The sequence below is a fragment of the Streptomyces sp. NPDC001668 genome (assembly GCF_042893155.1).
Taxonomy (GTDB): Bacteria; Actinomycetota; Actinomycetes; order Streptomycetales; family Streptomycetaceae; genus Streptomyces.
Genome location: NZ_JBIAUQ010000011.1, coordinates 89,376 through 102,793 on the forward strand (window position 1 = coordinate 89,376; position 13,418 = coordinate 102,793).

General features: G+C 72.0%; 9 protein-coding genes and 1 pseudogene. 1 reads left to right on the forward strand and 9 read right to left on the reverse strand.

Features of this window, described 5'->3' with window-relative positions:
• Window positions 1–44: 44 nt before the first annotated feature.
• The 6 genes and pseudogenes from ACFYZ8_RS29480 to ACFYZ8_RS29505 form a co-directional block, all read right to left on the reverse strand.
• A pseudogene (locus tag ACFYZ8_RS29480) lies at window positions 45–615 on the reverse strand (aminoglycoside phosphotransferase family protein).
• 63 nt (window positions 616–678) lie between these two features.
• Window positions 679–1,089, reverse strand: coding sequence for a DUF4345 domain-containing protein (locus ACFYZ8_RS29485; protein WP_388538295.1), 411 nt, complete (start codon window positions 1,087–1,089; stop codon window positions 679–681).
• 119 nt (window positions 1,090–1,208) lie between these two features.
• Entirely contained in the window at window positions 1,209–2,132 is a 924-nt protein-coding gene (locus ACFYZ8_RS29490) for an LD-carboxypeptidase (protein ID WP_359035064.1), read from the reverse strand.
• Complete coding sequence (locus tag ACFYZ8_RS29495; RefSeq protein ID WP_388538293.1) at window positions 2,129–4,078, reverse strand: LpqB family beta-propeller domain-containing protein; 1,950 nt, start codon at window positions 4,076–4,078, stop codon at window positions 2,129–2,131. The genes ACFYZ8_RS29490 and ACFYZ8_RS29495 overlap by 4 nt, the downstream gene beginning before the upstream one ends.
• 16 nt (window positions 4,079–4,094) lie before the next feature.
• Entirely contained in the window at window positions 4,095–5,399 is a 1,305-nt protein-coding gene (locus ACFYZ8_RS29500; RefSeq protein ID WP_388538291.1) for a M20/M25/M40 family metallo-hydrolase, read from the reverse strand.
• Entirely contained in the window at window positions 5,392–6,225 is an 834-nt protein-coding gene (locus tag ACFYZ8_RS29505; RefSeq protein ID WP_388538290.1) for a M55 family metallopeptidase, read from the reverse strand. Before ACFYZ8_RS29505 ends, ACFYZ8_RS29500 begins: the two co-directional genes overlap by 8 nt.
• A gap of 146 nt (window positions 6,226–6,371) precedes the next feature.
• Between ACFYZ8_RS29505 and ACFYZ8_RS29510 the strand changes: the two genes are divergently transcribed.
• On the forward strand, window positions 6,372–7,493 hold the full coding sequence (locus ACFYZ8_RS29510) for an acyltransferase family protein (protein WP_388538288.1): 1,122 nt from the start codon (window positions 6,372–6,374) through the stop codon (window positions 7,491–7,493).
• Between the two features lie 34 nt (window positions 7,494–7,527).
• On the opposite strand, the gene ACFYZ8_RS29515 is transcribed toward ACFYZ8_RS29510, so the two are convergent.
• The 3 genes from ACFYZ8_RS29515 to ACFYZ8_RS29525 all read right to left on the reverse strand — a co-directional run bounded on the left by ACFYZ8_RS29515 (window position 7,528) and on the right by ACFYZ8_RS29525 (window position 13,346).
• Window positions 7,528–8,253 (reverse strand): class I SAM-dependent methyltransferase, encoded by a 726-nt coding sequence (locus ACFYZ8_RS29515; RefSeq protein WP_388538286.1) that lies wholly within the window; start codon window positions 8,251–8,253, stop codon window positions 7,528–7,530.
• A gap of 137 nt (window positions 8,254–8,390) precedes the next feature.
• Complete coding sequence (locus tag ACFYZ8_RS29520; RefSeq protein WP_388538284.1) at window positions 8,391–10,859, reverse strand: SpoIIE family protein phosphatase; 2,469 nt, start codon at window positions 10,857–10,859, stop codon at window positions 8,391–8,393.
• A 132-nt stretch (window positions 10,860–10,991) separates the two neighbouring features.
• On the reverse strand, window positions 10,992–13,346 hold the full coding sequence (locus ACFYZ8_RS29525) for an MFS transporter (protein WP_388538283.1): 2,355 nt from the start codon (window positions 13,344–13,346) through the stop codon (window positions 10,992–10,994).
• Window positions 13,347–13,418 lie beyond the last annotated feature (72 nt).

Genomic DNA, 13,418 nt, shown 5'->3' on the forward strand with positions numbered 1-13,418 from the left:
AGCCTACGACGCCCCTGGCTGCGGCGTTCGGCCAGGCAGCAGCCTCAGCCGGCGAGCAGGGCCCGCATCCACTGGTCTTCGCGTTGCTCGATGTACTCGGCGTCGTTTCGCCAGGCGTCGCCGTGGCTGCCTGGTCGCGCAGGAAGTCGTGCATGGAACGGGTACGGCGCCCCAGGAGAGGGACCAGCCGACGGCGTTCGGACTCGGCCAGACCGTAGGCGTCGGCGAAGACGCGCAGTCGGTCCGCCGCCTCCGGGCTCTGCCGGTCCGGATGCGCGGACAGCGGGATGAACCCGTGAATGGCGTAGGCGACATCCCACAGGCGCGAGCCGGGACCCGCGCCGTCCCAGTCGATGAAGGCCCACCGCGCCTCGTCTGCGACCACGAGGTTCCCTCAGCGGGAATCAGCGGCTGCCACCGCGCATCGGAGGGCGGCGTGAAGTCCTGCACGGCGTCGTGGAAGTCCCGGATCAGCCGTGCCCCGCACGCCAGTTGGCGAACGGGTTCCATCAGCGAGAACCGGTCGGGCCAGACCACGTCTCCCGGCATGAAGGTCAGGACCTCACGACCCTGATCGTCAATGCCGAGCGGACGAGGCGCCGCGCCGGAGTCCAGCTCGTCATGATCACCCCATTTTTCGCGGCAGCGGAACGTGGGCTGAACAATCGAAACGAGCGATCAGACGGCGCGGTCGGCATCGCGCGGCACTACGTGGTCCTCCGCCCGCAACACATAGGCCGCAACACCGGCGTAGGAAGCCTCGATCACCAGAACGGCGGTCAGCAGCGCATGGGGCCACCCATCCGCCACGATGCTGACCAGGCGCCCCACAGCGAGGCCGCTCATGAAGGTGAACAGCGTGACGAGCGAAGTCCTGGTGTAACGCGTGTTGACGGCTCCCAGGCAGAACAAGATCGCCATGGCTACGAACAACGACCCGGAACCGCTCCTGAAAAGGTTCGCCTCCGAGGGTGACTGGATGTCGACCCCGTAGACGTCGAGCAAGAGGTGGGGAACGAAGAGATAGACCAACCCGATCACGGCGATCCCGAGGCCCGCGGAACCGAGAACCACCTTTTTCAGACTCATTCTTTCTGATACCTCCGGTTCGGGAGCCCCTCGCCGTTCGCGACCGCTGTCACCGTCGGCCCCCTGGCGATTTAAATTACGCCCATACTACAATAGAGGGGCTCCAGGCAAGCAAAAGCTCAGCGCAACGCAGCTTCGTCGAGCGTCAAAGTGCCCGCGTCGGCGTCGAGTTCGGCGGTCACGCCGAACGGCATGGTCAGCGCCCCCTCGCAGTGCCCGAATCCGAACTCCTCGACGACGGGCACGCCGAGGCCGCCGAGGCGGTCGACGAGAGCGGCCCGCAGCGGGTCGTACGGGCCGCATCCGGCCCAGGACCCGAGGGCGATCCCCTTGACGCCGTCCAGCCAGCCCGTGCGCAGGAGCTGGGTCAGCATGCGGTCGACGCGGTACGCCTGCTCCCCCACGTCCTCGATCAGCAGCAGTCCGTCCCGGGCCCCGGTGCGGGCGTGCGGGGTGCCGAGGTCGGAGGCGAGCAGGCTGAGGCAGCCGCCCAGAGTGACTCCGCGGGCCCTCCCGGGGGTCAGGGGGGCGCCCCGGGAGGTGAGGACGCGGACCGTCTCCGGGGCGAACAACGTGGCCTTCAGGTGCTCCTGCGCGACGGCGTTCTTGACGAAGTCGACCCCGGCGGCGGCCGGACCGTACAGCGTGACCAGCCCCAGGCGGGTGGCGAACGCCTGGTGCAGGGTCGTGACGTCGCTGAAGCCCACGAACACCTTGGGGCCGGCCGCCCGCATCGCCTCCCAGTCCAGCAGGTCGATCATCCGCTGGGCCCCGTAGCCGCCCCGGGCGCACAGCACCGCGTCCACGGACGGGTCGCACCAGGCCTGCTGGAGGTCGGCGGCGCGGTCGGCGTCGGAACCCGCCAGGTAGCTCAGCTCGGGGTGCGTGGCGAGGGCATGCGGGGCGACCACCGGGTCGAGGTCCCAGGCTCGCAGGAGGTCGAGGCCGGCCTGCAGCCGCTCCTCCACGACCGGGCCGCTCGGCGCGACCACGGCCACGCGGGCACCGGGCGCGAGCCTGGACGGCCGTACGAGTGCTGTCACGTGGTGAGCTCCAAAGTCGGGACGCCGGGCGGGTTCAGCCCGAACACCTGGGCGTACAGGGAGAGTTCGGACTCCAGTGCGCGGATCATCGTGTCGGCACGGCGGAACCCGTGCCCCTCCCCCTCGAAGGCGAGGTAGGCGTGCGGCACCCGCCGGCCGGCGATCCTGGCGAGGAACCGCTCGCACTGCGCGGGCGGGCAGATCACGTCGTCCAGGCCCTGGAGCAGCAGGAAGGGCACGGTGACCCGGTCGGCGTGCTCGACGGGCGAGCGCTCCGCATACCGTCCGGGGACCTCGGCGAGCGGTCCCACCAGACTCTCCAGGTACTGGGACTCGAAGTCGTGGGTCTCCCCGGTGCCCCACCCCGCCAGGTCGAGGATCGGGTAGACGATGGTGCCGCAGGCGTAGACGTCGGTCGCGGTGAGCGAGGCGGCCGCCGTCCAGCCGCCCGCGCTGCCGCCGCGGATGGCGAGCCGGTCACGGTCGGCGGTGCCCTCGTCGGCCAGGGCGAGCGCGACGGCCGCGCAGTCCTCGACGTCGACCACGCCCCACTGCTCCCGCAGCCGGTTGCGGTACTCGCGCCCGTATCCGGTCGAGCCGCCGTAGTTGACCTCGGCGACGCCGATGCCGCGCGAGGTGAAGTAGGCGATCGAGAGGTCGAGGACGAGGGGCGCGTGCCCGGTGGGTCCGCCGTGCGCCCAGACGACGTACGGCGGCGACTCGCCACCGGGCGCGGTGTGTTCGGGGTGGTGGGGCGGATAGATGTGGGCGTGGATGTCCCGGCCGTCCGGTCCGGTGAACGTGCGGATCTGGGGCTCGGGGTAGTACACGGGGTCGACCGGGTCGTCGTGCGGGGCCCCGGTCACGCGGGCCCGGCCCGTGCGGGTGTCCACCTCCACCACCTCGTAGGCGGAGCGCGGGCTGGCGCCCACGGCCACGACCCGCTCTCCGTGCACCGCGAGGGCGGGGGCGAACTCGGTCCAGGGGCCCGCCGCGTCGACGAGTTCGCCGGTCTCGGGGTCCAGGATCCCGAGGGCGGTCGAGCCGGCGCCGTGCACGACGGCGATCAGCCCGCTGTCCAGCGGGGCGAACCAGCGGTGGCCGAGTTTCCACAGGGCGCCGCCGAACTCCTCCTCGCGCGGGCAGAGTTGTTCCCCGTCGCGGTACAGGTTCCACCAGCCGGTGCGGTCGCTCGCGTACAGGAGACGGCCGTCGGGCGACCAGTCGGCCTGGGCGACGGACTCCTCCGGGCCGCCCGCCACGGTGCGGGGCTCCCGGAGCGTGCCCTCGTGGACCTCGGCGACGATCAACTCCGTGCCGTCCCAGGGCATCCGCGGGTGGTCCCAGGCGAGCCAGGCCGCGCGCGAGCCGTCGGGCGAGACGCGGGGCCCGGTGACGAACCGGTGCCTGTCGTCGGTGAGTTCACGCACCCTGTCCCGGTCCTGCACCGCCGAACCGTCCAGCGGCACGGCCGCGAGCACCCGGCGGACGTCGGTGGGCCCGTCGCCGGTGAACTCCTCCAGCACGCACCAGACTTCGCCCAGGTCGAGCCTCAACTGCGGCTCCGCCCAGCGCAGTCCGCCGCCCACCGGGGAGACGGGCGTGAGGGGGCGCGGCTCGCCCCCGGGCTCGTACCGGTACAGCCGCTGATCGGCGAAGTGCACGAACACCACGAGCGGTTCGCCGGCCACCGTCGCGCCGGCCCAGGGGTGACCGCCGTACTCGATGACCCTGCTGCGCACGTTCCACGGCGCGGGCAGTGCCGACTCCTCGGTCCCGTCGTCGCGTCTGCGCACCAGGGTGCGGCGGCCGCCCTCGGCGGGCCGGGGTTCGGTCCACCACACGTCGTCCCCGACGAAGCCCAGCCATTCGGGGTGCCCGTCGTGCGCGGCCGCGAGCGCCGCGTCGATGGGTGAGGGCCAGGAACCGTATGGCGACGTCTGCACGTTCTCCCCCACTCGCTCAGGCCGTTCGCAGGAAGCGGTCGAGTACCCGCACCCCGAAGTGCAGCGCCTCGACGGGGACACGCTCGTCGACCCCGTGGAACAGGGCCTGGTAGTCGAAGCCCTCCGGGAGCTTCAGGGGCGCGAACCCGTACCCGGTGATGCCGAGCCGGGAGAACTGCTTGGCGTCCGTGCCGCCGGACATGCAGTACGGCACCACGTACCCCTCGGGCGCGAACTCCTCCACCGCGGCACGCATGTTGGCGTACGTCGTCGAGTCGACCGGCGCCTGGAGGGCCACCTCGCGGTGGCTGAACTCCCAGTCCACATCGGGTCCGGTGAGCTGGTCGAGGGTCGCGCGGAACTCGTCCTCGCCGCCGGGCAGACAGCGGCCGTCGACGTAGGCCACGGCCTCCCCCGGGATCACGTTGAGCTTGTAACCGGCTTCCAGCATGGTCGGGTTGGCGCTGTTGCGCACGGTCGCCTCGACCAGCTGGGCCGCCGGGCCCAGCTTCTCCAGCAGCGCGTCCACGTCGTGGAGGTCGGTCTCGATGCCGTAGAGCGCGGCGAGTTCGGTGAGCGCCGCGCGGACGGTCGGGGTGAGCCGCAGCGGCCACTCGTGCTCGCCGATGCGGGTCACCGCGGCGGCGAGCCGGGTGACCGCGTTCTCCTTGTTGACCTTGGAGCCGTGTCCGGCCCGGCCGCGCGCGGTGAGCTTCAGCCAGCCGGTGCCTCGCTCCCCCGCCGCGATCGGATAGATCTGCCGGCCGGCACCGTCGTGGAAGGTGAACGCCCCCGACTCGCTGACCCCCTCCGTGCAGCCCTCGAAGAGCTCCGGGTGCTCGTCGGCGAGGAACCCGGAGCCGTCCACGGCGCTGGCCTCCTCGTCGGCGGTGAACGCGATCACGAGGTCGCGCCGGGGCCGTACGCCCTGTCGGGCCCAGCCCCGCACGACGGCCAGGATCATCGCGTCCATGTTCTTCATGTCGACCGCGCCACGCCCCCAGACGACCCCGTCGCGGATCTCCCCGGAGAAGGGGTGCACGCTCCAGTCGGCGGCCTCGGCGGGGACGACGTCCAGATGACCGTGGACGAGCAGCGCGTCCGCCGACGGGTCGGTGCCCTCGATCCGGGCGACGACGTTCGTACGGCCCCTGGTGCGCTCCAGCATCAGGGGCGCGAGGCCCGCCCCGGCCAGCTGCTCGGCCGCGTACTCGGCGGCGGGGCGCTCCCGGCAGTCGCCGCCGCCCCGGTTGGTGGTGTCGATACGGATGAGGTCGGAGGTGAACCGGACGACCTCGTCCAGTGCCTGCTGGTCAGCCATACTGCTCCTCCACGGCGGCCGAGACGATGGTGGTGACCGCCTTGAAGGTACGGATTCCGGCGTACATGGTCTCGTTCGTGTACGCCACCTTCCGCACCCCGATCCGCTCCACACCCGGCACCACGGTGGCGGCCATCGCGAGATGCTCGGCGTCGAACTCGACCGCGATCGTGAACGGCCCCGCCTGCACGGGTTCCTGACGGACCGCCAGCTGGGCCGCCGCCTTGGCCGCGGCCCGGATGTCGGCGGCGGTACGGGCCGGTGTGCGGCACACCGCGGCATACCGCGAGACATGGTCCTTGACGGCGACCTTCAGCGCCTCGGGGGCGTACCCGAGGGCGTCCTCGCAGGCCACGTCGTCCCCGGTGACCAGGACGACGGGCACGCCGTACTCCGCCACCACGTGCGCGTTGAGGTAGCCCTCGCTGGCGGGGACGTCGTTCAGCCATACCCCGGTGATGGAGTTGGCGAGGTAGGTGTGGGCGAGGACGCCCTCCTGACCGGCGCCCGCGTGGTAGCCGAGGAAGGCGATGCCGTCGACGTCACTGTGCTGCACGCCCTCGACCATGGACAGCGACTTGTGCCGCCCGGTGAGCATCTGCGCCCGCTCGTCGAGCCGCTCCAGGAGCAGGTTGCGCATGGTCCAGTGGGCCTCGTTGACGAGCACCTCGTCGGCGCCGCCGTCGAAGAAGCCCAGCACGGCGGCGTTCACGTCCGAGGTGAACATCGACCGGCACCGCTCCCACTGCGGGGTGCCGGGCAGCACGTCGGCCGGCCAGGTCACACCGGTGGCGCCCTCCATGTCGGCGCTGATCAGGATCTTCATGGTGCGCCACGTTACGCGGCGCGGAGGTTTGCGTCGCCCGCAAGCGGTGAGGCGAGCCGCATGCCGCTCACCCCTGCCGCACAGGCGACTCACGGAAGACGCGTATCCTCCCTCGCGGGTTCCACAGGAGACGGCCAAGGAGAAGAGTGAGCGACACCGCACAGCCCGTCCGGTCGGCGGCCCCCCGGACGACGGCGACCACCGCGCCGGGGAACCCGCCCGGACGCCCGAAGCAGCGCGACGCGTTCTTCGACAACGCCAAGTACCTGGCGATCGTCCTCGTCGCCATGGGACACGCCTGGGAGCCGCTGCGCTCCGGCAGTCGCGCCGTGACCGCGCTGTACACGATCGTCTACGCCTTCCACATGCCGGCGTTCATCATCATCTCCGGCTACTTCTCGCGCACCTTCGACGCGAGCCCGGCGAAGATCAAGCGGCTGGTCACCGGGGTCGTCGTCCCTTACGTCGTGTTCGAGACGGCGTACACCTACTTCACCCGGTGGTCGGACGGGGTTCCGGACCGGGCGATCACTCTCCTGGACCCGCTGTATCTGACCTGGTTCCTGGCCGCCCTGTTCATCTGGCGGCTGACCACGCCGATCTGGCGCAGCGTGCGGTGGCCGCTGCCGATCGCCCTCGCGGTTGCCGCGCTCGCCACGCTCAGCCCGTCCATCGGCGACGACCTCGACCTCCAGCGCACCCTGCAGTTCCTGCCGTACTTCGTGCTCGGCCTGCGCCTGCGGCCCGAGCACTTCTCGCTGGTACGGCAGTGGCGGGTCCGTCTCCTGGCGGTACCGGTGTTCGCGGCCGCGGTCGTGTTCTCGTACTGGGCGGTGCCGCGCATGGACTACGCCTGGTTCTTCCACCGCGACGCCGCCGAGCACTTCGGTGTGCCCGACTGGTACGGGCCCCTGATGACCCTGGCCCTCTTCGCCTGCTCGCTGGTCCTGGTCGCCTGCTTCCTGTCCTGGGTGCCGGGGCGCCGGATGTGGTTCACCACCCTGGGCGCGGGCACGCTCTACGGCTATCTGCTGCACGGTTTCGTCGTCCAGGCGGGCAACCACGTCGACTGGGCCGGCCACCGCTGGCCGCACACGCCGCTCGGCGAGATCGCCGTCACGCTCGTGGCCGGTGCGGTGGTGACCGCGCTGTGCACCGCACCCGTGCGGCGGGTCTTCCGGTGCGTGATGGAACCGAGGATGGAGTGGGCGTTCCGGAAGACCGCGCCCGCCGACACCGCCGGGGTGCCCGCGCAGGCGCGCCGCTAGGGCCTGCCTCCGGGGAGGCGGGCCCCACCGCCCGTCAGCCGGCGCGTCCCACCACCCACCACTTCGAGGGCAGCTCGATCCGGGTGCCGTCGGACCGGTACTCGGTGGTGATGAGCGGCAGCTCACCGCTCCTCACGATCGTCAGCCCGGCCGCCCCGAGGTACACCGGCACCGCTTCGTCGGCGACCTCACCGGGCGCTATGCCGTGCCGGAAGACGGGTGCCAGCTTGGCGGGCGGTCCGTCGGGGCTCTGGGCGAGGCCGACCAGAATCGACTTGGCGGCCTCGGACAGCTCGACGAGGAAGGCCCGGCCGCGCTCCCCGACGAGCGTGGCGATCCCGTCGACCAGCTGCTGCCGGTCCTCGGGCGCGGCCTGGTGCAGCACGCCCCGCATGTAGACGTTGGCGTCCCCGAGTTCGGCGTGCAGGTTCTCCGGCTCGCTCTTGTCGGAGGCGTCCAGCAGCCGGTAGGTCACCTGCTCGTCGGGGTCGGCGTCGCGCGCGCGGTCGAGGGCGGCCGCGGACAGGTCGACGCCGACGACCTGGGTGAAGTGGGCGGCGAGGAACCGGCTCTGGGTGCCGTTCCCACACCCCAGGTCCACGAGCGGCAGCCCCGGATCGACCAGGAGCGGCTCGAAGTGGGCGAGGTGGACTCCGGCGGTCAACACCGGTTCCGCGTCCCAGAACACGGCCCCCTGCCGTCCCGGGGCCTCCCGCCAGAAGCCCTCCCAGGACTCCCGGTACCGACCAGTCACGCTCATGCCCAACTCCCCAGGATGCGACACAATCCCGCCACACTTGACGGGCCAGTACGGTGTATCGCGCCAGGGTCACACGGACAAGCGCATGGCGCATTCCTTCACCGCCAGTTCGACGACGGACCCGTGGCGCCCCGCTCTCAGCGACGAGGCAAGGTCAGTTCGAACCAGACGGTCTTCCCCGCCTTGGTACGGCTGGCACCCCACTCACGCGCGAGCGTGCTCACCACCCGCAGCCCCCGCCCCTGCTCGTCGGTGTGCCCCGCGCTCAGCAGGTTCGGCAGCTCGTGGTCGTCGTCGTCCACCTCGCACAGCAGGGTGTCCCCGCGCACCAGCCGCAGCTCCACGGGCCGCCGGTGCGAGTGCCGTACCGCGTTGGTCACCAGCTCGCTCACCATCAGCTCGGCGCCGTCGGCCAGCTTCGCCAGCCCCCAGTCGTGCAGCTGCTCCCGCACCGCCGCCCGGGCCCGGCCGACCTCGGCCGGATCGAGGGAGATCCGCCACTCGGCGACGTCGTCCGGCTCGATGCCGTTGAGCCGGGCCATGAGCAGCGCCACGTCGTCCTTGCGGCCACCGCGCGGGTTCAGCGCGCGGATGATCGCGTCGCAGGCGTCGTCCATGGACGCGGCCGGGTGCGCGGCGGACTCGGTGAGCGTGGCGAGACCCACCCCTATGTCCTCGCCGCGCACCTCCACCAGCCCGTCGGTGCACATCAGCAGCCGGTCACCGGGCTCCACGCGCACGCGTACCGCCTCGAACGGCACCCCGCCGACGCCGATGGGCGCCCCGGTGGGCAGGTCGAGCAGCTCACTGCGCCCGTCGCCGGCCCGGACGATCACCGGCGGGATGTGGCCCGCGTTGGCGATGTGGAGTTCGCTCGCGATCGGGTCGTAGACGGCGTAGAGACAGGTCGCGAGGTAGGTGTCGCCGAGCCGCTGGGCGAGGTCGTCGAGGTTGCGCAGCAGCTGGGCCGGCGGCAGGTCGAGGGCTGCCATGGTCTGTACGGCCGTACGCAACTGGCCCATCATGGCCGCCGAGTTGAGACCGTGCCCCATGACGTCACCGACGACCAGGGCCGTCCGCGCGCCGGGCAGCTTCACCGAGTCGAACCAGTCGCCGCCGACGCGCCCCAGGAGCGTGCCCGGCAGATAGCGGGTGGCGATGTCGCAGCCCGCCATGCGCGCCGGGATGTGCGGCAGCATGCTGTCCTGGAGGGTCTCGGCGACGGACTCCTGGAAGGTGTACATGCGCGCGTTGTCGAGCACGAGGCCCGCGCGGGCGGCGAGTTCGGCGCCGGTGACCCGGTCCATGTCGTTGAACTCGACGCGCTCGGGGTGCCGTAGCAGGATCATGAACCCGAGGACCACATTGCGGGCCTTCAGCGGTACGACCAGCATGGAGCGGCCGGTGATCAGCGGCCTGATGTCCCGCTTCTCGAACTGCGAGGCGATCGCGTGCCCCATCTGCTCGCTGATGCGGGGCACGAGGACGGGCTCACCGCTGGTCATGCACTGGAAGAACGGGGTGTGCGCGGGGAACGGCATGGCCTCGCCGACCGGCACCACGTCGTCCCAGCGGCCGGGTTCGTCGGTGTGCTCCAGGGCCACCCGGTGCCACATGGTGGTGGTGTCCGGGACGCCGTCGGGGAACCCCTCGCCGGCGACGACCTGTTCGCGCAGATAGGTGCCGGCGACGTCGGTGAAGCGGGGCACGACCGCCCTGCTGACCTCGACGATGGTCTGCGACAGGTCGAGGGAGGTGCCGATCTTCCCGCTGACCTCGTTCAGGAACTCAAGACGCTCGCGTACGGCGACGTACTCCAGGTCCTCGCCCTCGTCCGGGTCGTCCTGCGGCGACGGCAGGCCCTGCGCGGCCGCCCGGGCCGCCCGCTCACGGCGGGCCCTGCGCTCGGCGCGCCGGGGCACACCCCAGTCCGGGGTCACGGGCACCCGGTCGTTCTGGCTGAACTCCAGGACGGGGTAGCCCAGTTCGAGGACCTGCGCGACGATGCGGGCGCTCTCGCCGACGCTCATGCTGGGCAGGATCTCGGGCAGTCTGCGGGCGAGTTCGTCGGCGCCGGGGAAGTCGGTGTGCAGGGCGAAGGCGGGTGCGATCCGCTCGACGGCCGCGGTGCCCTCGTCCAGGTCGAGGTCCCGGCGGAGTCCGCCCGCGTCGGCGGCCAGCACCAGCAGACGCTCCCGGCCGGGGCCCACCAGCGGGTAGGCCCACCACAGCACGTCGACGCGGTCCGCGCCGGGCACGGTGAGACGGGCGCGGCCCGCGGCCGGGTAGGAGAGACCGCCGTCGAGGGAGGACTCCAGATCGGGACCCAGTCCGTCGTAGGCCGCGTACCCGCCGTACGACGTCGTGTCCTCCGCTTCGGGGAGTGCTCCGGAGACGGGCAGCAGGTCGGCGGCGGCGCGGCCGATGGCCTCCTCCTTGGCGGCGCCGAACAGGCGGCTCGCGCCCCGGCTCCAGTGGGAGACCAGGCCGTCGCGGTCCACCACGACCACGGCCAGCGGGACACGGCCGGCCGCGGCGGGTCCGTCCGCCGCGCCGTTCCCAGCTCCGCGGCTGGGAGGTGCGCCCCTCTCGGTGCCACGGTCCATGGCCCAGGTCCTCTCTCCGCAAGATCTGTGCCGCCTACTCCACCGTACGGCGCCGGGCGGTCACGGTGTGCGGCAATGCGGGAATTGGCCCGGACCGGAGCGCCCCGGCGCGCGCCCCGCGCTGACGCACCGTCAGTCCTCGTGTCCCAGCTGCAGATCGCGCTCCGTGCGCCCTCCTGTGGCCACCTGGAGGACGGTGGCGACCGGCGGGTAGCCGGCGGCGATGACGGTGTACTCGCCGCCGGACAGGTCGACGAAGCGGAAGGTGCCGTCGGGGCCGGTCGTGAGGGTGTTGACGACGTTGCCGGCCATGTCGAGGAGTGTCACGCGCGCGTCCTCCACGGCCCGTCCGCCACCGGCCCGCACGGTGCCGCGCAGCACCGCGCCGCCCGCGAGTTCGACGTCCTGGTGGGTCTCCCGGGAGGCCCGGACGGTGACGGACAGCGCGGCGGGGCGGAAGGCGGGCGCGCCGGCGGCGAGGGTGTACTCCCCCGCGACGAGTTCGGTGACGGCGTAGGCGCCCTCATGTGAGCTGCGGGTGGTGGCCACGACCTCGCCCTGGGCATCGGTGAGGGTGACGGTGGCGTGGGGGACGGGTGTGCCGTCGGCGGTCCGCACCCGGCCCGTGAGCCGTCCGGCGCCGCCGAGGACGATGTCCAGTTCGACGGGCCGCTCGCCGATCGTCACGGAGACGGCCTGCGGCTGGTGGCCGCCCGCGGCGGCGATGAGGACGTACGCCCCCGGTCCGGGCGTCGGCAGCGTGTACCGCCCGTCCTCGCCGCCGGCACCGCGCCCGAGCTGCGCCCCGGTCAGGTCGATGAGGGTGAGCGCGGCCCGGGGCACGGCGGTCCCGTCGGTGCGCCGCACCGTGCCGCACACGGGGGCCCCGGCGCTGCGGGGTGAGCGGGCCTGCGGGATCGGGGCGGTCTCCGGGTCGGCGGTCTGGTGGGACACCAGCGGTTTCTCCTTGAGGAAGAAGGCGATGAGCAGGCCGAGGACGAGCACCGGCACGAGGTAGAGGAAGATCCTCGGCATGGCGTCGGCGTAGGCCCGGATGTAGCCGTCGCGCAGCGCCGGGGGCAGACCGTGGACGAGCTGCGGGGTGAGGGACTCGGGGTCGGGCAGCCCTTCCGCGCTGGGGAGCCGCCGTTCCAGCGAGTCCGCGAGCCGGTCGGCGAAGAGCGTGCCGAAGACCGCCGCTCCGACACTGCCGCCGATCTGCCGGAAGTAGTTGTTGGCGCTGGTGGCGGTGCCGAGGTCGGCCGGAGGTACGGAGTTCTGCACGGCGAGGATCAGCACCGGCATCACCATGCCGATCCCGGCGCCGAGGACTGCCATCCAGAGGCTGTAGTGCAGCCGGGGTGTGTCGACCTCCAGGCGGGACAGCAGCCACATACCGACGACCGAGAGGGCGCTGCCGAGGATCGGCCAGATCCGGTAGTGGCCGGTGTGGCTGATGAGTTGTCCGGAGACGACGGAGGCGCCGACGATGCCCGCCATCATGGGCAGCATCAGCAGTCCGGACTCGGTGGCGCTGGCGCCGTCGACCATCTGGAGGAAGGTCGGCAGATAGCTCGCCGCCCCGAAGAGCGCGACGCCGATCACCAGGCCCACCAGGCCGGTGACGTTGAAGACGGAGTCCCTGAACAGCCTGAGGGGGATGAGGGGTTCGGCGGCGACGTGCTCGGCGACCAGGAAGAGGACGGCGGAGGCCACCGCTCCGGCCCCGAGGCCGAGGATCACCCGTGAGTCCCAGGCGTACTCGGTGCCGCCCCAACTGGTCAGCAGCACCAGGCAGGTGGAGGCCGCAGCGAGCAGCAGCGCGCCGAGCACGTCGAGCGGGCGCCGCACACGCGGCTTCGGCAGCTTCAGTACGGCGGTGACGACGGCCAGGGTCAGCAGTCCGAAGGGCACGTTGACGTAGAAGCACCAGCGCCAGGAGAGGTGGTCCGTGAAGTAGCCGCCGAGCAGCGGGCCCGCGACGGAGGCGAGTCCGAAGGCGGCGCCGATCAGGCCCATGAAGCGGCCGCGCCGCCGGGGCGGCACGATGTCGGCGATGATCGCCTGCACACCGATCATGAGGCCGCCCGCGCCGACGCCCTGGACCGCGCGGAAGGCGATCAGCTGGTCCATGGTCGCGGCCCGTCCGGCGAGCGCGGAGCCGGCGACGAAGACGAGGATCGCGAACTGGAAGACGCCCTTGCGGCCGAGCAGGTCGCCGAGCTTGCCGTAGACCGGCAGTCCGATGGTGGCGGTGAGCAGATAGGCGGTGATCGCCCAGGACATCCGGTCCAGGCCGTGCAGCTCACCGACGATCTTCGGGAGCGCGGTGGCGACGATCATCTGCTCCAGCGCGGCCAGGAGCAGCGCGAGCATCAGCCCGAAGAAGACCAACCGGACCCGGCGCGGGCCGAGTTCGACGGCCGGGGCGGGGGCCTCCGGTGGCGTTTCGACCCGTTCCTCGTGCGTCGCAGTCGTCACGCCCACGTCCCGCTCCCCTCGTCACGCCTGCCACGCATTTCCCGCATAAGGCGACAACTACGAGCAAGCGCGACGAGT